The sequence below is a fragment of the Streptomyces sp. NPDC046821 genome (genome assembly GCF_040645335.1).
Lineage (GTDB): Bacteria > Actinomycetota > Actinomycetes > Streptomycetales > Streptomycetaceae > Streptomyces.
In genome coordinates this window covers 1-20,788 of the sequence record NZ_JBEYYB010000004.1, presented here as the reverse complement: position 1 = coordinate 20,788, position 20,788 = coordinate 1, and the positions used below count along the sequence as shown (strand labels likewise).

Below are 20,788 nucleotides of genomic sequence, written 5' to 3'. Positions count from 1 at the left end.
ACAACCCGTGTGTCACACGGCTTACTTGGCCTTCTTGCCGTTCGCCGCGGCGCCCGTCTTACGCTCGACGGCCGCCTTCACCAGGCCCGCGAAGAGCGGGTGCGGGCGGGTCGGGCGCGAGCGCAGCTCGGGGTGGGCCTGGGTCGCGACAAGGTAGGGGTGGACGTCGCGCGGGTACTCGACGTACTCGACGAGCTTGCCGTCCGGGGAGGTGCCGGAGAACTGGATGCCTGCCTTCTTCTCCAGCTCGGCGCGGTAGGCGTTGTTCACCTCGTAGCGGTGACGGTGGCGCTCCTCGATGTACTCCTTGCCGTCGTACACCTCACGCACGATCGAGCCCTCGGCCAGCTTCGCCGGGTACATGCCCAGCCGCATCGTGCCGCCCATGTCGCCCTCGCCAGCGACGATGTCGAGCTGCTCGGCCATCGTCGAGATCACCGGATGCGAGGTCGCCGAGTCGAACTCGGTGGAGTTCGCGTCCGGGATGTCCGCCAGGTTCCGCGCCGCCTCGATCACGATGCACTGCAGACCCAGGCACAGGCCCAGCAGCGGGATCTTGTTCTCACGGGCGTACTGGATCGCGCCGACCTTGCCGGACACACCGCGATCACCGAAGCCGCCCGGGATGCAGATCGCGTCCACGTCCGCGAGCTGCTTCTTGGCGCCGGCCGGAGTCTTGCAGTCGTCGGACGTGACCCACTTGATCTTGACGCGGGCCTTGTTGGCGAAGCCGCCGGCGCGCAGCGCCTCGGTCACCGACAGGTACGCGTCGGGCAGGTCGATGTACTTGCCGACCAGCGCCATGACGATCTCGTGGTCGGGGTTGTGGACGCGGTCCAGGAGGTCGTCCCACGTCGTCCAGTCCACGTCACGGAACGGCAGGTCCAGCTTGCGCACCACATACGCGTCCAGACCCTCGGTGTGCAGGACCTTCGGGATGTCGTAGATCGACGGAGCGTCGATCGCCGCGACCACGGCCGCCTCGTCCACGTCACACATCAACGAGATCTTGCGCTTGATCGCGGTGGGCACCTCACGGTCCGCGCGCAGCACGATCGCGTCCGGCTGGATACCGATGTTGCGCAGCGCCGCGACCGAGTGCTGGGTCGGCTTCGTCTTCAGCTCACCCGACGGGCCGATGTACGGGAGCAGCGAGATGTGCACCACGAACACGTTGTCCCGGCCCACCTCGTGGCGGACCTGACGCACGGTCTCCAGGAACGGCAGCGACTCGATGTCACCGACCGTGCCACCGACCTCCGTGATCACCACGTCCACGTCGTCCGTCGCCATACGCCGGATCCGGGACTTGATCTCGTTCGTGATGTGCGGGATGACCTGCACCGTGTCACCCAGGTACTCGCCGCGCCGCTCCTTGGCGATCACCTGCGAGTAGACCTGACCCGTCGTGACGTTCGCCGAACCGTCCAGGTCCACATCGAGGAAACGCTCGTAGTGGCCGATGTCCAGGTCGGTCTCGGCCCCGTCGTTCGTGACGAAGACCTCACCGTGCTGGAACGGGTTCATCGTCCCGGGGTCGACATTCAGATACGGGTCGAGCTTCTGCATCGTGACCCGAAGACCACGCGCCTTCAGGAGCGCACCCAGGCTGGAGGCCGTCAGGCCCTTGCCGAGGGAGGAGGCCACACCCCCGGTGACGAAGATGTGCTTGGTCGTCGTGGATTTGGGCGTCATGGCCAAGAGGGGGCTCCCGTGGTCGCGGTCTGGAATGCGTACCGGCTGCCTGGACCGGAGAATTCCGGGGGTGCCGTCGCTGCGGTTCGGGGGCTTCGACTTCTCGCAGAAGCGCACCGGTCCACGGGCTACCAGGGTAACAGCGAGTCGGCGAGGCTGCTTCCGGCCACCCTCCGCGCACACGTCACCACAGACGGCCCACCGTCATCACCACCCGGCCCTCTCATCACCCGCACCGCGGCCTCACCCATCGCTCACTCTTTCGGCCCACCTTCGTTGCCGGGAGAGTGCCGCGGATCACTGCGCTGCGTCGTATCCTGCTCGGACACTCGCCGCCGAGCCTGGCCGGCAAACGGCACCATCCCCGCCCGTTACTCCCGGAACAAGGGCTCGTCAGCACGTTCTCGCGTCGTTCTCATGACGACGTACCAAATACGAACCCTTGACCGCAGACCGCTGAGCGATCGCCCTTCCGGGGGCGTACGTGGCCGTTCGACTGGAGATGCACGTGGCCGGGCGCATCGAGGACTACGCACTTATCGGAGACATGCAGACCGCCGCCCTGGTCTGCCGGGACGGCACGGTCGACTGGCTGTGCCTTCCCCGCTTCGACTCGCACGCCATTTTCGCCGGCCTGCTGGGCACGGAGGAACACGGATTCTGGCGGCTCGGGCCGGCGCACGCGGCGGGGGACCGGCCGCCGGCCGCGGCCCGCCGCACGTACCGCGGGGACTCGCTGATCCTCGAGTCCGAGTGGGACACCCCCCGCGGCACCGTCCGCGTGACCGATTTCATGCCGCCCCGTGACGGCGCCCCCCAGCTGATCCGCATCGTGGAGGGCGTCAGTGGCCGCGTCCCGATGCGCTCGGCGCTGCGGATGCGCTTCTCCTACGGGCGCATCGTGCCGTGGGTGCACAAGGTCGACGGCCGTACGGTCGCGGTCGCGGGACCCGACTCCGTATGGCTGGACACGGACGCGGAGACGTACGGCAAGGACCTCACCACGTACTCCGACTTCACGGTGGCGCCCGGTGACCGGATCGCGTTCACCATTTCGTGGCAGGCCTCGCACCAGAAGCCGCCGGCCTTCCCCGACCCCGAGGGGTCCCTGGAGGCGACGGCGGAGTTCTGGCGCGAGTGGGTCGAGCACTGTACGTACCACGGGCCCTACCGCGAGGCCGTGGTCCGTTCGCTGATCACGCTGAAGGCCCTCACGTACGCGCCGACCGGCGGCATCGTCGCGGCGCCGACCACGTCGCTGCCGGAGCAGATCGGCGGCGTACGCAACTGGGACTACCGCTACACCTGGCTGCGCGACGCCGCGATCACCCTGTCGTCGCTCCTGCGCACCGGCTACCGCGAAGAGGCCCGCGCCTGGCGCGAGTGGCTGCTGCGCGCGGTGGCGGGCGACCCCGAGAACCTGCAGATCATGTACGGCATCGCGGGCGAGCGCGAGCTGGGCGAGGCCGAGCTCGACTGGCTGCCCGGCTACGAGAACTCGGCGCCGGTCCGCGTCGGCAACGGCGCGGCCCACCAGCTCCAGCTCGACGTGTACGGCGAGGTCACCGAGGCCCTGCACCTCGCGCACATGACGGGCCTGACCCGCAACGACTACGCGTCCCTGCTCCAGCTCAAGCTGATCCGCTACCTGGAGAAGCACTGGGACGAGCCGGACGAGGGCATCTGGGAGGTGCGCGGGCCACGCCGCCACTTCGTGCACTCGAAGGTCATGGCGTGGGTCGCGGTCGACCGCACGATCAAGCTCATCGAGTCGGGCGACGCGGACGGCCCACTGGAGAAGTGGCGCGGGCTGCGCGACGACATCCACAGGGACGTGTGCGAGCGGGGCTACGACAAGGAACGCAACACGTTCACGCAGTCGTACGGCTCGAAGGAGCTGGACGCCTCGCTGCTCCTGATCCCGCAGATGGGCTTCCTGCCGCCCGACGACAAGCGCGTCATCGGCACCATCGAGGCGATCCAGCGCGAGCTGTCGACGCCCGACGGGTTCATCCTGCGCTACCCGACGGCCGGCGACGAGGCGGGCGTGGACGGGCTCGAGGGCGACGAGGGCGCGTTCCTGGCGTGCTCTTTCTGGATGGCCGACGACCTCGCGATGATCGGCCGCGTCGACGAGGCCCGCAAGCTCTTCGAGAAGCTCCTGTCGCTGCGCAACGACCTGGGTCTGCTCGCGGAGGAGTGGGACTCCGAGCTCCAGCGCCAGGTCGGCAACTTCCCGCAGGCGTTCAGCCACGTGCCGCTCATCGACACGGCGCTGAGGCTGACGGCTTCGGGGGCGTACGGGGGCTGACGGCTCTTCCCGGCGGCGCGCCCCTCGCGGGGCGCGCCGCCGTCCCGTTCGATACGAGTTCCGGTACGTGGTGACGTACGCCACAACGGTCCTGACGTGCGCGCCGGTACCGTCCGACCATGGACATTCAGGCCCCCCACAGCAACCCGCCCGGAACGCAGGGCGGGATCACCGTGCAGCGGGCCCTCGAACTGCCCGGTCTGCGCAGCGGGCTCCCCGAAGTGGTGGCCGGCGGCGACCGGTTGCAGCGCACCGTGCGCTGGGTGCACGCGGGCGAGGTCCCCAACATCGCCTCGCTCCTCAAGGGCGGCGAACTGCTCCTCACCACCGGCTTCGGCGTCGGCACCCGCCCCGCCGAACAGCGGGCGTTCGTCCGCAAGCTCGCGGAGCGCGGCATCGCCGCCCTGGTCATCGAGCTGGGCCAGCGCTTCTCCCGGCTCCCGGCCGCCCTCGTGGAGACGGCACGCGCGGCCGGCCTCCCGCTCGTACAACTGCACCGCGAGGTGCCGTTCGTGACGGTCACCGAAGAGGTCCACACCGAGATCGTCAACGGGCACTACGCGCTCCTCCAGCGCGCCGAGGAGGTGCATCGGCGCTGCACCGAGGCCCTGCTCGGCGGCGGCGGAGTGCCCCAAGTCCTGCGCATCCTGGCCGAGTTCAGCGGCAACCCGGTTTTCCTGGAGACGGCCGACGGGCAGCTCCTGTACGCGGCCGGGGGCGAGCCCGAGGTCGCCGACCCGCTCCAGGTGTGGGAGGGGATGCGGGGCAGGCCCGCCGACCGGGACGAACCGCCGGGCGGTGCGGTGATCGTCGACGTGCCGGGCGGCGGCCCCGGCGCCGGTTCCGTGCGGGCCCGCCTCGTCCTGCTGCCCGTCGCGGCCCCGCCCGCACCCGTGCACCGGATCGCGGCCGAACGTGCGGCGAGCAGCATCGCCGTCGTCCTCATGCAGGCGCGCCAGGAGGAGGAGCTGGCGGCGCGCGGCCGCGGTGACTTCCTCACGGATCTCGCGGAGGGCCGCATCACGCCCGACGACGCCCCGGCGCAGGCCCGCGTCCTCGGCTTCAAGCCGGGTGGCCAGGGGCCGCTGCTGCCGGTGGTGATGCGGCTTCCGGAGGCGTCGGTGGGGTCGGTCGGCCTCTCCCCCGGCGGCGGCTGGGCGGTCCTCGCACGGGCGGTCGCGGAGGAGCTGGCCTCGGTGGGGGTGCCCGTCCTGCTCGGCGTACGGCCCGTCGAGGGGCGGGTGCCGCTGTTGCTCGGGCTGCGGTCCGAGTCGGAGCGCGCGGCGGTCGCGGACCGGGTGGCGGCGGCGCTGCGGGCCGGGGTCGACCGGGCGGGGATGCGGCGGGCCGGGTCGCAGCCGCCGGTCGTCGTGGTGGGCGGCACGGGCGGCTGGGCGGCTGCGGCGGCCGGACTGCGGCACGCGGCCGAGACGGCGACGGCCGCGCAGGGCCTGTCGGACCGGCCCTGGTACGACGCGCGACGGCTCGACATCGACCTGCTGCTGTGGCGGCTGCGGGACCATCCGGACCTGTCGGCGTTCGTGGAGCGCGCGATCGGCCCCCTCCAGGACCACGACCGCCGCGCCAAGCCGCCCCTGCTGCCCACGCTCCAGACCTACCTGGCCCACGCGGGCCGCAAGGCGGAGACGGCCCGCGAACTCCACCTGAACCGGCAGACGTTGTACAACCGCCTCGCCCGTATCGGTGAACTGCTCGGCACGGACCTGGACGACCCGCAGACGGTGCTGGCGCTGAGTCTGGCTTTGCGGGCGCGGAGGCATGTGTGAGCAGGACTGACTAAAAGGGGCACCCCGGCGCCGGGTCCCGTCACGCCAGCGGCAGGGTCCCCGTCAACTCGTCGTAGACACTGAGCACTTGGGCCACCGTCTCGTCCTCCGTCGGCCATGACGCCGCCTGCGCCGTGCCCCGCTCCTTGAGGTCGTCCCGGCGCTCGGGGTCGGCCAGGAGGCGGATGACGGCGTCGGCGAAGGCGCGCGCGTCGCCGTACGGGACGAGTTCCGCCGCGTCGCCCACGAGTTCGGGGATGCCGCCGGCGTCCGTCGCGACGAGCGGCACACGCGCGTGGAGCGCTTCCTGCGCGAGGACCGACCGGGACTCCCCGCTCCCGGCCAGCAGCGCCACATCGGCGGCGGCCAGCAGCTCGGAGACGTCGTCCCGCCGCCCCACCAGCCGTACGGGCAGCTGTTCGCTCTCGATACGGCTCTGGAGCGCCGCCCGCTCGGGCCCCTCGCCCGCGATGACGAGGAGCGGCGCGGGCGTGAGGTGGCGCCAGGTGCGGGCGGCGTCGAGCAGCATGTCGTACCCGCGGTGCTTCACGAGGCTGCCGACGGCCATCAGCAACGGGCGGTCCACGGCGCCGAGTTCGGCGCGGGACTTGTGCCGCAGGCGCTCCGGGTCCTCGGGCCCCTCGTGTCCCTCGAAGTGTCCCTCCGAGCCGTCCGCCGGCGGAGGCTCCGAGGTCTCGGTGCGGCGCGGTGCGGGGAGGGCGACGGCGGCGAGCCGGGCGTCGCGGGCGCCACGGGCGCGGGCGCGTTCGACCAGGTCCGACGAGGTGCCGAGGACGACGGACGCGGCCCTCGCCACGCGCCGTTCGAGGAGGCGCAGGAGGTGGGCCCGGGCGCCGTCCGCGTGGGAGCGGGTGTGCCAGGTGACGACGAGGGGCGTGCGCCGGCCGCTGAGCGCGAGCGACGCCCGCAGCGCGGCGTGCAGCCCGTGCGCGTGGACGAGGTCGGCGTCGGCGCAGGCGAGCCGCAGCGCCGCGACGGAACCTGGATCACTGCTGCGGGGAACGCTGACGTGCAGGGCGCCGACGTCCGCGAAGCCGTAGGCGTACGCGACCGCGCTGGGGGCGCACACGGTGACGCGGACTCCCCTGGCGACGAGTCCGGCGGCCAGCGACCTGACGTGCGCGCTGCTTCCGGCGCTGCCACCGCCCAGCACTTGCACGGTGCGCAGCGGCGACTGGCCGTGCGCTGGCGGGCTGCTCACGTGGCTCACGCGGCCGGGACTCCTGGCTCGGGGTGGGGGGACGCGCGGTCTCGGCGCCATAACGGTCTGCGCCAAGGATGCCAGCCCCTACGGGTGTTCCTGTACCGGCCATGAGTCCTGACCGTGTCGGAAGGGGCAACACGTCGTACGGGATCACTCGCACGCATGAATTCAGTCGCGCCGGACAGACGCGTTCCGACGGGCCGGGACGGTCACCTCGCGCCTGTGCGGGAAGGCACGCTCAGCTTGCCCGTGCGGGCAAGCGCGCTCACCATGTCCGTGCGGGCAAGCCCGCTCACCCCGTCCGTGCGGCCAAGCACACTCACCCTGCCCCCGCGCGGGCAACCGCGCTCACCCTGTCCCCATAAGCCGCAGCCGCCACAAACGCCGCCGCGTGCGCGAGCAGCCCGGCCCGCCCGTTCGCCGTGACGACGGCGACGCCCAGCGCCGCCCCCAGCGCGTGCGCCCCGGTGTCGCCGATCATCGTGCGCCCGTCAAGATCCTCGGGCAGGACGGCGGCCACCGCGCCCATGGGCGCCGCGGCGAGCGCTCCCCTGAGCAGCCCGGGCGCCCCCATCGCGAGTACGAGGGCGGCGGCCCGCCCGGGGCGTACGTCCACGAGGTTCACGAGGTGCGCGGCGCCCGCGATCACGACCCCGGCAAGCGCCTTGTCCACGGCACGCTCTTCGAGCAGCGCGCCCGCGACGAGTCCCGCACCCGAAATACCGATCAACTTGACGGCCCCGCTGGTCAGTTCACCGTCACGCAGCGCCGACAGATGCGCCCGGAACCCGCGACGCGGATCACCCGCGCCCACCACATCGTCGTACGCGCCGCACGCCCCGGCCGCGCACACGGCGAGGACGGCCGCCGCACGCTGCCGCCCGGAGGTGGCGGCGGCGACACCGGCGACGGTGCCGGCCACGACGGCGGGCCCGGCGCACAGGTCGACGGCCCGCCCCGCGAAGTTCGTCCGCTCCCACACGTCGGCCCCGCCCGGCCTGGCCCGCCGCAGCGCGACGTACCCGGCACGGGCGACGACGGCCCCAGCGGCCAGCGCCGCGAACCGGCCCAGCGCACGCATACTCACGCGTCCGCCCGCGCCGTGGCGAGCAGTTCCTCCGCGTGCGCCCGCGCCGTCTCGGAGTCCTCCTGGCCCGCGAGCATCCGGGACAGCTCACGGATCCGGTCCTCGCCCTCCAGGACGGTGACGCCGGACCGGGTCACGGTCCCGTCGTTCGTCTTCTCGACGAGGAGCTGCCGGTCGGCGAACGCCGCCACCTGCGGAAGGTGGGTGACAACCACGACCTGCGCCGACTTCGCGAGTTTGGCGAGGCGCCGGCCGATCTCGACCGCCGCCTTGCCGCCGACACCCGCGTCGACCTCGTCGAACAGGTACGTGGGCACCGGGTCGGTCCCCGCGAAGACGACCTCCACCGCGAGCATCACGCGCGACAGCTCACCGCCCGACGCCCCCTTGGCGATCGGCCGGGGCGGGGCGCCGGGGTGCGGGGCGAGCAGCAGCTCGACCTCGTCCACCCCGGAGGGGCCGTAGGCGACCGTGCGGCCGTCGATCTCGACGCCGTCCGGGTCGTCGGTGTGGCGGATATCGAAGGACACGCGCGCGTGGGGCATCGCCAGGGAGGCGAGTTCCTGCGTGACGGCCTGCGCGAAGCGCGACGCGGCCTCCACGCGCGCATCCGTCAACGCCTGTGCCAGAGCGCTCAGTTCGACGCGGAGTCCGTCGCGCTCGGCGGTCAGCTCGCCGATCCGCTCGTCGTCGCCGTCGAGTTCGAGCAGGCGCGCGGAGCCCTGTTCGGCCCAGGCGAGGACCTCGTCGATGTCGGCGCCGTACTTGCGGGTGAGCTGGGTCAGCGCGGCCCGCCGCTCCTCGACGGCGGCGAGCCGCAGCGGGTCGGCGTCGAGGTCGTCGGCGTACCCGGCGAGCTCCCCCGCCACGTCGGAGAGCAGGATGCCGATCTCGCCGATCCGGTCGGCGAGCGCGGACAGGGCCGGGTCGTGCGAACGTACTGCGTCGAGTGCGCGGTTCGCTCCGCCGACGAGGGTGGTGGCGTCGACGCCTTCGGGGTCCTCGGGGTTGCCCGCGAGGGCGGCGTGCGCGGCGCTGGCCGCCGAGGCGAGCGCCTCCGCGTGCCCGAGCCGCTCGGCCTCGGACGCCAGCTCGACGTCCTCGCCGGCGCGCGGCTCGACGGCCGCGATCTCGTCGAGGCCGAAGCGCAGCAGGTCGGCTTCCTGGGCGCGCTCACGCGCGCGCGTGACGATGGTGTCCAGCTCGGTGCTCACCGCCCGCAGCCGGCGGTACGCGCCCTGGTACTTGGCGAGCGGCCCGGCGACCGCGTCGCCCGCGTACCGGTCGAGGGCGCCGCGCTGCCGGGACAGCTTGAGCAGCCCCTGCTGGTCGGTCTGCCCGTGCACCGCGACGAGGTCGTCGGCGAGCTCGGTCAGCATTCCCACCGGCACCGAACGCCCGCCGAGGTGCGCCCGCGAGCGCCCCTCCGCCGAGACGGTACGGCTGATGAGCAGCGCGCCTTCGTCGAGTTCGGCGCCGGCCTCCTGGGCCCGTACGACCGCCGCGGTGCCCTCGGGCACCGTGATCCGGCCCTCGACGACCGCGGCCTTGGCGCCGATCCGTACGAGGGCGGGGTCCGCGCGCCCGCCGAGCAGCAGGCCGAGGCTGGTGACCACCATCGTCTTACCGGCACCGGTCTCACCGGTCACCGCGGTGAATCCCGGCGACAGCTCGACCACCGCGTCGTCGATGACTCCGAGCGACCGTATCCGCATCTCCTCCAACACGGACACGACCTTACGAGGTCGGGGGGCATGTGTGCGACGGACCCTGCCAGGCTGCCCGCCCGGCGCGGCGAAATCGCAGGTCGCGGGCGGTCACGTAATGCCGTTTGTCGCTTGTTGTCACCCGCGAGGGTGGGGACACCCCCGGGACACCCCGGCCTGCGGGCTCTAGTGGGGAGCCCCGCGCCAGCCGGAGACGGGCAGGGCGAACTTGGCGACGAGCCGGTCCGTGAACGAGGCGTGGTGCAGTCGTGCGAGCCGCACCGGCACCTCCCCGCGCTTCACCTCGACGCGCGCCCCCGCGGGCAGCTCCACGGTCCGCCGCCCGTCGCACCACAGCACGCCGTGCGGCGTGTGCTGCTGTACCTCGACCGCGAGGACGGAGTTCGGCGAGGTCACGAGTGGCTTGGCGAAGAGGGCGTGGGCGCTGATCGGCACCATGAGGAGCGCCTCGACCTCGGGCCACACGACGGGCCCGCCGGCCGAGAACGCGTAGGCCGTGGAGCCGGTGGGCGTCGCGCACACGATGCCGTCGCAGCCGAAGCCGGTGACGGGCCGCCCGTCGATCTCCAGGACGACCTCGAGCATCCGCTCCGCCGACATCTTCTGCACGGCGGCCTCGTTGAGCGCCCAGTCGCGGTGCACGACGTCGCCGTTGCTGCGCACGACGATGTCGAGCGTCATGCGCTCCTCGACCTCGTACGACTTGGTGACGACCCGGTTGACGACCCGGTCGAGGTCGTCGCGCTCGGCCTCGGCGAGGAAGCCGACGCGGCCGAGGTTGACCCCGAGCATGGGCACTCCCGAGGCGCGGGCGAACTCGGCGCCGCGCAACAGCGTCCCGTCACCGCCGAGGACGACGAGCAGCTCACACGCGTCGAGCGCCTCGGGCGTCGCCTCCTTCGCGAGTTCCACCTCGGCCGGGAGCGGCAGGTCCGACGCCTCGGCCTCCAGGACCCGTACGCCGATGCCGCTGCGCAGCAGCCCCTGGACGACGAGTTCGGCACTCCGGATGGCAGCGGGCCGCCCGGTGTGCGCGAGCAGGAATACCGTTCGAGTACGGGTCTGTGTCAACGCGGCCCCTCCGCCACTGCACGGTCAACGTCCGCCGGGTCGAGTTCGGGCGCACCGGCGCGGAGCCACAGAAAGTACTCGACGTTCCCGGAGGGTCCGGGCAGCGGGCTCGCCGTCACACCCCGTACGCCCAGGCCGAGTTCCCACGCCTGGCGGGCGACCGTCCGTACGGTCTCGGCCCGCAGTTCGGGGCTGCGCACCACACCGCCGCTGCCGAGCCGGTCCTTGCCGATCTCGAACTGCGGCTTGACCATGAGCACCAGGTCCGCGTCGGGCGCCGCGCACCGCGCGAGGGCGGGCAGCACCAGGCCGAGCGGGATGAACGACAGGTCGCCGACGACCAGGTCGACGGGCTTCCCGTCGATCGCCTCCAGCGTCAACTCGCGTACGTTCGTGCGGTCCTTGACGGTGACGCGGTCATCGCTCTGCAACGACCAGGCGAGCTGCCCGTATCCGACGTCGACAGCGACGACGTGCGCGACTCCGGCCCGCAGCAGTACGTCGGTGAAGCCGCCCGTGGACGCGCCCGCGTCGAGCGCGCGCCGTCCTTCGACGGCGAGGCCCTGCGGCACGAAGGCGGCGAGGGCGCCGGCGAGCTTGTGCCCGCCGCGCGAGACGTAGTCGGGGTCGCTGTCGTCCTGCGAGACCACGATCGCGGCTGCCGTCTCCACCTGGGTGGCGGGCTTGGTCGCGAGGGTCTTGCCGACCGTGACGCGCCCGGCGGCGATCAGCTGGCTCGCGTGCTCCCGCGAGCGGGCGAGCTTCCGGCGGACGAGCTCGGCGTCGAGGCGGCGTCGTGCCACTCCTGCCACGTTCGGTTCAGCTCCTGTGTCGGTACGGGGTTAGGGCGTGGGGCGTACGTCGAGCGCGGTCAGCGTGTCGCGCAGGCCCCGGTGTACATCCTCGTACACCTCGATGTGGCCGTCGGCAGTGAGGTGGTCGACGTCGGCGAGCCGGTCGAGTCCCGCGTCCACGTCCGGGTGGCCCGTGGGGGTGCGCGGGACGCCGAGGGCCGGGGCGACGGGCTCGTACGACGGTCCGGCCAGGGCCTCGGCGGCTTCGGGGACCTCGGCGGCGGCTGCCGAGGGGGCGTCCGCGGCGCCTGGCGGTGGGGCCTCCGCCTGCTCCGGTACCTGGTCGGGGTCCGGACGAGAGTCGTTCATGCCACGACGCTACCGCGCCGGACACTCCCGGAGCCTGCGGTACGGTCGGTCGCGATGGCGACGACTCAGGAGTGCCGGGCCGCACTCGAAAAACTCTCGGACAATCTGGCGGGCGCGGACAGCGGGGTACGCAGCGCGGCAGCGCTCGACCGTTCCCTGAGTTGCCATGTCACGGACCTCGGGATCACCTTCAGAGGCCGGCTGGAGAACGGCCGGATCGAGGTGGTGGACACCGTCCAGGGGCCACCGCCCGACAAGGCGCAGATCCGGCTCGCGATGACCGGCGACGACCTGGTCGCGATGGTCGACGGCCGGCTGAACTTCGCGAAGGCCTGGGCCTCGGGCCGGATCCGCCTGGAAGCCAGCTTCCGCGACCTGCTGCGCCTCAGGACGCTGCTCTAGCCAGAGCGGTCTTCCTCGCCTTGCGCGCGGCCGGCACCACCAGTGGCGTACCCGTCTCCGGATCGTCGATGACCTGGCATTTCATCCCGAAGAGCCGCTCGACGAGATCGGCCGTGACGATGTCGGCGGGCGCCCCCTCGGCGATGACCTCGCCGCCGCGCAGCGCGATCAGGTGGGTGGCGTAGCGGGCTGCGTGGTTGAGGTCGTGCAGCACGGCGACCAGCGTCCGCCCCTGCTCCTCGTGCAGCTCCGCGCACAGGTCGAGTACGTCGATCTGATGCTGGAGGTCGAGATACGTGGTCGGCTCGTCGAGGAGGAGCAGCGGGGTCTGCTGGGCGAGCGCCATGGCGATCCACACGCGCTGACGCTGACCGCCGGACAGTTCGTCGACAAATCGATCGGCGAGTCCGTCGACGCCGGTGGCGGCCATCGACTCCCGCACGATCCGCTCGTCGTCGCTCGACCACTGCCGCAACAGGCCCTGGTGCGGGTAGCGGCCACGGGAGACCAGGTCTCCTACGGTGATGCCGTCCGGCGCGATCGACGACTGGGGCAGCAGCCCGAGCGTGCGTGCCACCTTCTTCGCCGGCATCGCGTGGATGGCCTGCCCGTCGAGCAGCACGCGGCCCGCGGACGGCTTGAGCATCCGGGAGAGCGCGCGCAGCAGGGTGGACTTGCCGCAGGCGTTCGGGCCGACGATCACGGTGAAGGAGTGGTCGGGGATCTCGACCGAGAGCTCCGACGCGATCACGCGCTGGTCGTAGCCCAGGGTGACGTTCTCGGCGGACAGTCGGTTCACGGGGATGCTCCTCCGGTTGCTCTCTTGTGCAGGGGGCGTGGGGCTCATTTCCGGTCACCCATACCGGGTTGGCCGCTCATATCCGTCCGGCCTTCCGCTCGGAGACGAGGAGCCACAGCAGGTAGACGCCGCCCACGACTCCGGTCACCACTCCCACGGGCAGCCGGTCGGCGCCGAACGCGCGCTGCGAGACCCAGTCAGCGGTGACGAGCAGGGCGGCGCCCATGGCCATCGACGCCGCGATGTTCGGGCCGGGCGAGCGGGTGAGCCGCCGGGCCAGCTGGGGTGCCGTCAGCGCGACGAATCCGACGGGTCCCGCGGCGGCGGTGGCGGCCGCGGTGAGCAGCACGGCAGCGACGAGCAGGACGAGCCGCGTCCGTTCGACCCGCACCCCGAGCGCGTTCGCCACGTCGTCGCCCATCTCCAGCATCCGCAGCGGACGCGCGTACGCCAGGACGACGGGTACGAGGACGGCGCACAGGCCGAGCAGGGGCCAGACCTGGTCCCAGTCGCGCCCGTCGAGGGAGCCCGTCATCCAGACGGTCGCGCGGGCCGCGTCGACGATGTCGGCCTTGGTCATCAGATAGCCGTTGACCGCGGTCATGATCGCGGACGTCCCGATGCCGACCAGGACGAGCCGGTAACCGTGGACGCCGCGCTTCCAGGCGAGCACGTAGATCCCGACTCCGGTCACAAGGCCGCCGACGAGCGCCCCGAGCGCGACCTGGAGTGCACTCCCCGAGAACAGCACGATCATCACGAGCGCCCCGGCGGCGGACCCCTGCCCGAGCCCCAGAATGTCCGGACTGCCCAGCGGATTACGGGAGATGGCCTGGAAGAGCGCCCCGCCGAGCGCGAGCGCCGCACCCACCAGGAGGCCTACGAGAACGCGCGGCAGCCGCAGGTCGTTGACGATGAACTCCTGCCCCGGGTCACCGTTGCCGAACAGCGTCCGGACGACGTCGGGGGCCGAGATGGGGAAGTCGCCGGTGCCGATCAGCAGCACGCTCGCGCCGAGCGCGGCACACAGCAGCACGCCGACGACCACGCACGCGCGCACGTCGAGGCGCAGCGAAAGCCCACCGCCGGTACGGATCGCCTTCACAGAGCCGCCAGTTCGGGTCCCGTTCTCAGAGCTACGGGTACGGGTCGCCCTCACAGCTGGGTCACCTTCCGCCGGCGGACGAGGTAGATGAAGACCGGGCCGCCGATCACCGCGGTGACGATGCCGACCTGGACCTCGGCGGGCCGGGCGACGAGCCGGCCGGCGACGTCCGCGGCCAGCAGCAGTACGGGTGACAGGACGGCCGAGTACGGCAGGATCCAGCGCAGGTCGGGACCGGTGAAGGAGCGCACGACGTGCGGCACCATCAGGCCGACGAACACGATGGGCCCGCAGGCGGCGGTCGCGGCGCCGCACAGCAGCGTGGCGGCGGCCATGGAGAGCGCGCGGGTCCGGCTCAGGCGGGCGCCGAGCGCGCGGGCCGTGTCGTCGCCCATCGCCATGGCGTTGAGGGGCCGCGCCAACGCGAGGGCGAGCACCGAGCCGACGGCGATGAACGGCAGCACCTGCTTCAGCGTCGTCATGTCGGCGGAGACCAGCGAACCCACCGTCCAGAAGCGCATCTTGCCGAGCGCCGCGTCGTCCATGATCATCACGGCCTGGAGATAGCCGTAGAGCGCGGCGCTGATCGCGGTCCCGGCGAGCGCGAGCCGTACCGGAGTCGCGCTGCGGGTGCCCCCGAGGACGTAGACGAGTACGCCGACGGCCGCGGCTCCGACGAAGGCGAACCACACATAGCCCGAAAGGGAAGTGACGCCGAAGAAGCTGATGGCGGTGACGACGGCGGCCGAGGCGCCCATATTGATTCCGAGCAGCCCGGGGTCGGCCAGCGGGTTCCGGGTCAGCGCCTGGAGGACCGCGCCGGCAAGCCCGAGCGCGACTCCGGCGAGGAGCCCGAGCAGCGTGCGCGCGAGCCGCTCCCCGACCACGACGTCACCGAACGTCCCGGTGTCGTCGAACAGGCCGTGCCACACCTGCTCCACGGACAGGGGTTTCGCCCCGATCGCAATGCTCGCGACCAGGAGCAGAAGCAGCACGAGGACGGCTCCGAGGAGTCCGACGCCACGTATCGCCCGGCGGTTTCGGGGCGCGACGGAGGTGTCCGCGCGCGGTTCGGGAGGACTGTCGACCAACACGAGGTTAGGTTAGCCTACCCTGCCTAGCGTTGGAGATGGGTGGGCCGAAGTACCCACCGAGGCCCCGAGGCCGCGCCACCTACGCCGAGTTCCTCACGGAGGTCCCGGGCCCGCGCCGCCTACCTACCCCTCCCGATGGGTGGGCCGAGTTGCCCGCGGAGGTCCCTGGCCGACGCCGCCTACCCCTCTCGATGGGTGGGCCGAGTTCCCCACGGAGGTCCCGGGCCCGCGCCGCCTACCTACCCCTCTCGATGGGTGGCCGAAGTACCCACCCAAGCCCCGGGCCCGCGCCCCCTCCCTCCCCTCCGCGTCAAACCCCCAGCCGCGCCAGCGCCTTGGACCCATCCAGCCCGCAACTCCCGTCACCCGCCGCCGTCCACGCCGCCGCGCACAGCGCCCGCAGCCCGTCGATCGGCTCACCGTCCCCCTCCAGCTCCAGCCGCTCGTCCCGAGCGGTCGCCACCCAGCCCCCGCACGCGAACCCGTCCCCGTCCGCCACCACGTCCGGCTGCCCGGTCAGCAGCCCCCGCAGATCCACGTCCACATACGTCGGCCGGTGATGAGGCGGCGCCGCGAGCAGCTGCGCCCCGTCGGTGACCCCGGTCAGGACGAGCAGCGAGTCCACCTCCCCGTTGAACGCGCCCTCGATGTCCGTGTCCAGCCGGTCCCCCACCACCAACGGCCGCTCCGCCCCCGTACGCAGAATCGTCTCCCGGTGCATGGGCGGCAACGGCTTCCCCGCGACCTGCGGCTCCGCCCCCGTCGCGATCCGGACGACCTCCACCGCCGCGCCGTTCCCCGGAGCGATACCGCGCGCACCGGGAATGGTCAGGTCCGTGTTCGACGCGAACCACGGCACCCCGCGCGCGATCGCGTAACAGGCCTCCGCGAACCGCCCCCACGCCAGCTCCGGCCCGCCGTACCCCTGCACCACCGCCACCGGCTCGTGGTCCGCCGAGTCCACCGGCTCGAGCCCCCGCTCCCGCAGCGCGACTCTCAGCCCCTCCCCGCCGATCACCAACACCCGTGACCCACCCGGCACTTGCTCACTGATGAGCCGCGCCACGGCCTGCGCCGACGTGATGACATCCTCCGCATCCGTCGGAATCCCCAGCTCCGTCAGATGCCCGGCCACGGCGTCCGGCGTCCGCAACGCGTTGTTCGTGACATAGGCGAGCGCCATCCCCGATCTCCGCGCGACCGCCAGTGCCTGAGGCGCGTGCGCGATGGCGTCACCCCCCGCGTACACCACCCCGTCCAGGTCGAGCAGCGCCGTGTCGTACGCCTCGTGCAGCGCCCGCTCACTGCCTTCGGGCCGTGTCCTGACGGTCTGGCTCATTACCCATCGCTCCTCGTTCGATCGCACTCCCCCGATCATCGCGCACGGCACTGACACACATACGATGCAGCAATGAACACTGCAGGTCCCCCAGGTCCTACGGGCGGTGACGGCCTCGACCTGGTCCCGTTCAGGGGCGTGCGCTACGTCCCCGAGCGCGTGGGCAGTCTCGCCGCCGTGACGTCACCCCCGTACGACGTGGTCGTCCGGCCCGACGGCCTGTACCACCTGGAGTCCGCGGACCCGCACAACATCGTCCGCCTGATCCTCCCGCACACCGTCGCCCCGGGCACCCGCAACGCCCTCGCGGCCGAAACCCTCCGCAGCTGGCTCTCCGAAGGCATCCTCGAAGCCGACGAGACGCCCGCGCTGTACGTCTACGAACAGCGCGGCGGCGAGATTCTCCAGCGCGGCGTCATCGGCGCCCTCCGCCTCTGCGAGCCGTCCGAGTCGGTCGTCCTGCCGCACGAGGACGTCATGCCGCGCGTCGTCGCGGAACGCGCGGCCCTGATGCGCGCCACGGCGGCCAACCTCGAACCCCTGCTCCTCAGCTACCGCAGCGAGGGCAACGCGACGGGCACGACCGCGATCATCGAACGCACGGTCAAGCGCCCGCCGCTCCTGGCGACCACCACGGAGGACGGTTTCAGCCACCGACTGTGGTCCGTCACCGACCCGGCCGAGCAGACGGCGATCACCGCGGACCTCACCCACCACCAGGCCCTCATCGCCGACGGCCACCACCGCTGGGCGACCTACCTCCAGCTCCGCTCCGAACACCCGTCCCCGACGCCCTGGGACTACGGCCTGGTCCTCCTCGTGGACACGGCCCGCTACCCGCTCCGCGTCCGCGCCATCCACCGCCTCCTGCACCGCCTCCCGGTCCCGGACGCCCTGGCCGCGCTGACTGACCACTTCCGCGTCCAGGAAGTCCCCGGCCCGCTCCCCCGCGCCCTCGAATCCCTCGCGGACGCGGCCGCCCACGGCAACGCCTTCCTCCTCGCCGGCGACGGCACCTTCCACCTCGTGGACCACCCGGACCCGGCCCTCCTGGCCCGTACGATCCCTGCCGACCGCCCGGAGGCCTGGCGCACCCTCGACGCGACGGTCCTGCACGCCACGCTTCTCGCGCACATCTGGCACGTCCCGGAGGACTCGCCGGAACAGATCGCGTACATCCATGACGCGGCGGCCACAGTCGAGAAAGCGGAACGCGACGGCGGAACGGCAGTCCTCATGCACCCGGTCCGCGAGGAAGTGGTACGCAATCTGGCCCGGCAGGGCGTGACAATGCCCCGAAAGTCGACATCGTTCGGCCCGAAGCCGGCGACGGGCCTGGTGCTCCGCACGATCGACGATCCACCGGCGGGCACGCGCGCGTAGAGGCCCAGAAACACGAAAGGACGGGACCCCATCTCTGGGATCCCGCCCTTTCGTTCACACGTGTCTCATGAACGGCCGACTGTCAGCCCGCCGTCACGTTCGTCCGCCGAGTTCAGCTCTTGCCGTCCTCCGGCTCGAACTCCTCGTCGTCCTCGTCGTAGAACTCTTCGACGTCCTCGGAGTCCTCGACCCACGGCTCGTCGTCGTCACGCTCGGCAGCCTTCGGCCCCTTGACCTCGACCGGGGCCTCGTCGCCCTCGGAGTCGTCGAACGCGTCCACGAACTCGACACCGTCCATCTCGGCAAGCCGGTCGGAAGCGTCCGTGCTGCCGTCCCGGTCCGACTCGACGGCCTTCGCGAACCACTCACGCGCCTCGTCCTCGCGCCCCGCGGCAAGCAGCGCGTCGGCGTACGCGTACCGCAGGCGCGCGGTCCACGGCTGCACGGAGTTGGAGGCGAGCTCGGGGCTCTGGAGCGTCACGATGGCCGCGTCGAGCTGGCCCATGTCACGCCGCGCACCGGCCGCCACGAGCCGCATCTCGACCTGGCCGGCCTTGTCCAGCTTGGCCACCTCAGGGGCGCCGGCCATGTCGAGCGCCTTCTCGGGCCGCCCCATCCCGCGCTCGCAGTCCGCCATGACGGGCCACAGCTCGATGTTGCCGGTCATACGCCGTGCGGCACGGAACTCGGCGAGAGCCTCGCTGTACTTCTGGTTCGCGTACGCGGCGAAGCCGGCGGCCTCACGCACGGCGGCGACACGGGAGGCGAGCCGCAGCGCGACCTTCGAGTAGCCGTAGGCCTGCTCGGGGTCCTCGTCGATGAGCTTGGCGACCATCACCAGGTTCTTGGCGACGTCCTCGGCGAGGCCCTTCGGCAGGCTCTGGAGCTCCTGGCGCACGTCCTCGTCGATCTCGAAGCCCGTGACGTCCTCGGGGATCGGCAGACGGCGGATCGGCTCGCGGTCGCGGTCACGCTCGTCGCGGAAACGCCCACCGCCACGGCGGTCATCGCGCCCACGGTCGTCCCGCCCACGGAACCCACCGGGACGCCCACCACGGTCGTCGCGACGGGGACCGCGGTCCCGGTCGTCCCGCGACCGGTACCCGCCACCACGGCTGTCGTCGCGCCGGAACCCGCCACCACGGTTGTCATCGCGACGATCATCCCGGCGGTCGTCACGACGGAAGCCACCGCGGCTGTCGCCACCACGCTCGTCACGACGGTCATCGCGACGGAAGCCACCGCCACGGTTGTCATCACGCCGGTCATCGCGACGGTCGTCCCGGCGAGGCGCGTACCCACCCCGGTCGTCACGGCGGTCGTCACGACGGAACGCGGGACGGTCGCCACCGGGACGGTCACCATCACGACGGGGACCACGATCCCGGTCATCACGAGGCCGGAAGCCACCGCCACGGCTGTCGCCACCACGGTCGTCACGGCGGAAGCCGCCGCCACGGTTGTCGCCACCACGGTCATCGCGACGGTCGTCACGACGGAAGCCACCGCGGCTGTCGCCACCACGCTCGTCACGACGGTCGTCACGGCGGAAGCCACCACCACGGTTGTCATCACGCCGGTCGTCACGACGGAAGGCCGGACGGTCACCGTCACGACGGGGACCACGGTCACGGTCGTCGCGAGGCCGGAAGCCACCGCCACGGCTGTCGCCACCACGGTCGTCACGGCGGAAGCCACCGCCACGGTTGTCATCACGGCGGTCGTCGCGGGGACGGTACCCACCACGGTCGCCGTCACGACGGTCGTCACGCCGGCTGTCATCACGGCGGTCGTCACGACGGAAGGCCGGACGGTCACCATCACGACGGGGACCACGGTCGCGGTCGTCGCGCGAACGGAAGCCACCGCCACCGCGGTTGTCCCCACCCCGGCTGTCGTCTCGACGGAACCCGCCCCCACGGTTGTCGCCACCGCGGTCATCGCGGCGGAAGGTCGGCCGGTCACCGTCACGACGGGGACCGCGGTCACGGTCTCCGCCCCGGTCACGGTCGTCGCGGCGGGGCGCATACCCACCGCGGTCGTTGTCGCGACGCGGCCCGCCCCGGTAGCCGCCCCGGTCCCGGTCACCACTGTCCCGGCGTCGCTGGTCGCGTTCGGGTCGCTCATCGGGAGAGTTGGTGGACATGGTGACTCCTAGTCTTCGGTACCGCAGTCATTCTCGCGCAGCCGCGTAGCCGGCGCGCATCGACAAAACAAAAAGGACCCTTGGTCCCAGCAAGTGTGCTGGGACCAAGGGTCCTCTTAAAGAATTGTTCGGCGGCGTCCTACTCTCCCACAGGGTCCCCCCTGCAGTACCATCGGCGCTGTGAGGCTTAGCTTCCGGGTTCGAAATGTAACCGGGCGTTTCCCTCACGCTATGACCACCGAAACCCTATCAGTGCCCCGCTCAAATAAGCGGGATCACGAACAGGCAGCGAACAAGCACACTCTTCAATTAAGTAGTGAAGCCGTTCAGCCGACACAACTGTTCGTTATCTGAGAACAAACACAGTGGACGCGAGCAACTGAGGACAAGCCCTCGGCCTATTAGTACCAGTCACCTCCACCCGTTACCGGGCTTCCAGATCTGGCCTATCAAC

17 protein-coding genes and 1 rRNA gene are annotated in these 20,788 nt (G+C 71.8%); 4 read left to right on the top strand and 14 right to left on the bottom strand.

The genetic code is table 11. From position 1 onward, the window contains the following. Nucleotides 1-21: 21 nt before the first annotated feature. The gene (locus ABZ893_RS08850; protein ID WP_361399069.1) at nt 22-1,695 is read right to left on the bottom strand and encodes a CTP synthase; all 1,674 of its coding nucleotides are present in this window, start codon (nt 1,693-1,695) and stop codon (nt 22-24) included. A gap of 502 nt (nt 1,696-2,197) precedes the next feature. Between ABZ893_RS08850 and ABZ893_RS08845 the strand changes: the two genes are divergently transcribed. Together ABZ893_RS08845 and ABZ893_RS08840 are read left to right on the top strand one after the other, a co-directional pair. After that, nucleotides 2,198-4,006: a glycoside hydrolase family 15 protein gene (locus ABZ893_RS08845; RefSeq protein ID WP_361400154.1), complete on the top strand. Its 1,809-nt coding sequence runs from the start codon at nt 2,198-2,200 to the stop codon at nt 4,004-4,006. 119 nt (nt 4,007-4,125) lie between these two features. Continuing rightward, nucleotides 4,126-5,793 carry a PucR family transcriptional regulator gene (locus ABZ893_RS08840; protein WP_361399066.1) on the top strand — a complete coding sequence of 556 codons (1,668 nt, stop codon included), beginning with the start codon at nt 4,126-4,128 and terminating at the stop codon, nt 5,791-5,793. A gap of 40 nt (nt 5,794-5,833) precedes the next feature. Here ABZ893_RS08840 and ABZ893_RS08835 read toward each other — a convergent pair whose 3' ends face one another. From ABZ893_RS08835 to ABZ893_RS08810, 6 genes are all read right to left on the bottom strand, one after another. After that, a complete protein-coding gene (locus tag ABZ893_RS08835) occupies nt 5,834-7,024 on the bottom strand; it encodes a glycosyltransferase family 4 protein (protein WP_361399063.1) in 1,191 nt (396 codons plus the stop codon). A 313-nt stretch (nt 7,025-7,337) separates the two neighbouring features. Then, on the bottom strand, nt 7,338-8,099 hold the full coding sequence (locus ABZ893_RS08830) for a hypothetical protein (RefSeq protein WP_361400151.1): 762 nt from the start codon (nt 8,097-8,099) through the stop codon (nt 7,338-7,340). A gap of 2 nt (nt 8,100-8,101) precedes the next feature. Continuing rightward, nucleotides 8,102-9,820: a DNA repair protein RecN gene (recN, locus tag ABZ893_RS08825; RefSeq protein WP_361400148.1), complete on the bottom strand. Its 1,719-nt coding sequence runs from the start codon at nt 9,818-9,820 to the stop codon at nt 8,102-8,104. A 177-nt stretch (nt 9,821-9,997) separates the two neighbouring features. Then, entirely contained in the window at nt 9,998-10,903 is a 906-nt protein-coding gene (locus ABZ893_RS08820) for an NAD kinase (RefSeq protein WP_361399059.1), read from the bottom strand. Continuing rightward, the gene (locus tag ABZ893_RS08815) at nt 10,900-11,715 is read right to left on the bottom strand and encodes a TlyA family RNA methyltransferase (RefSeq protein WP_361399056.1); all 816 of its coding nucleotides are present in this window, start codon (nt 11,713-11,715) and stop codon (nt 10,900-10,902) included. Before ABZ893_RS08815 ends, ABZ893_RS08820 begins: the two co-directional genes overlap by 4 nt. Nucleotides 11,716-11,745: 30 nt before the next feature. Beyond that, nucleotides 11,746-12,066, bottom strand: coding sequence for a hypothetical protein (locus tag ABZ893_RS08810; RefSeq protein ID WP_361399053.1), 321 nt, complete (start codon nt 12,064-12,066; stop codon nt 11,746-11,748). A gap of 54 nt (nt 12,067-12,120) precedes the next feature. Here ABZ893_RS08810 and ABZ893_RS08805 point away from each other — a divergent pair, with 54 nt between their 5' ends. Next, nucleotides 12,121-12,468 carry an SCP2 sterol-binding domain-containing protein gene (locus ABZ893_RS08805; RefSeq protein WP_361399050.1) on the top strand — a complete coding sequence of 116 codons (348 nt, stop codon included), beginning with the start codon at nt 12,121-12,123 and terminating at the stop codon, nt 12,466-12,468. On the opposite strand, the gene ABZ893_RS08800 is transcribed toward ABZ893_RS08805, so the two are convergent. The 4 genes from ABZ893_RS08800 to ABZ893_RS08785 form a co-directional block, all read right to left on the bottom strand. Further along, on the bottom strand, nt 12,452-13,315 hold the full coding sequence (locus ABZ893_RS08800; RefSeq protein WP_361399047.1) for an ABC transporter ATP-binding protein: 864 nt from the start codon (nt 13,313-13,315) through the stop codon (nt 12,452-12,454). The genes ABZ893_RS08805 and ABZ893_RS08800 overlap by 17 nt on opposite strands. Before the next feature lie 28 nt (nt 13,316-13,343). Further along, nucleotides 13,344-14,426, bottom strand: coding sequence for an iron chelate uptake ABC transporter family permease subunit (locus ABZ893_RS08795; RefSeq protein ID WP_361399045.1), 1,083 nt, complete (start codon nt 14,424-14,426; stop codon nt 13,344-13,346). Beyond that, nucleotides 14,423-15,466, bottom strand: a complete 1,044-nt coding sequence (locus ABZ893_RS08790; RefSeq protein WP_361399042.1) for an iron chelate uptake ABC transporter family permease subunit — start codon at nt 15,464-15,466, stop codon at nt 14,423-14,425. The genes ABZ893_RS08795 and ABZ893_RS08790 overlap by 4 nt, the downstream gene beginning before the upstream one ends. 310 nt (nt 15,467-15,776) lie before the next feature. Beyond that, nucleotides 15,777-16,805, bottom strand: a complete 1,029-nt coding sequence (locus ABZ893_RS08785; RefSeq protein WP_361399040.1) for an HAD hydrolase-like protein — start codon at nt 16,803-16,805, stop codon at nt 15,777-15,779. A gap of 72 nt (nt 16,806-16,877) precedes the next feature. On the opposite strand from ABZ893_RS08785, the gene ABZ893_RS08780 reads away from it, so the two are divergent. Further along, complete coding sequence (locus ABZ893_RS08780; protein WP_361399037.1) at nt 16,878-18,188, top strand: DUF1015 domain-containing protein; 1,311 nt, start codon at nt 16,878-16,880, stop codon at nt 18,186-18,188. A gap of 112 nt (nt 18,189-18,300) precedes the next feature. Here the strand turns inward: ABZ893_RS08780 and ABZ893_RS08775 are convergent, their stop codons facing one another. The 3 genes from ABZ893_RS08775 to rrf form a co-directional block, all read right to left on the bottom strand. Continuing rightward, on the bottom strand, nt 18,301-19,131 hold the full coding sequence (locus ABZ893_RS08775) for a tetratricopeptide repeat protein (RefSeq protein ID WP_361400145.1): 831 nt from the start codon (nt 19,129-19,131) through the stop codon (nt 18,301-18,303). Continuing rightward, entirely contained in the window at nt 19,023-20,315 is a 1,293-nt protein-coding gene (locus ABZ893_RS08770) for a hypothetical protein (RefSeq protein ID WP_361400222.1), read from the bottom strand. Before ABZ893_RS08770 ends, ABZ893_RS08775 begins: the two co-directional genes overlap by 109 nt. Before the next feature lie 145 nt (nt 20,316-20,460). Further along, nucleotides 20,461-20,577, bottom strand: a 5S ribosomal RNA gene (rrf, locus tag ABZ893_RS08765). Nucleotides 20,578-20,788: the final 211 nt, after the last annotated feature.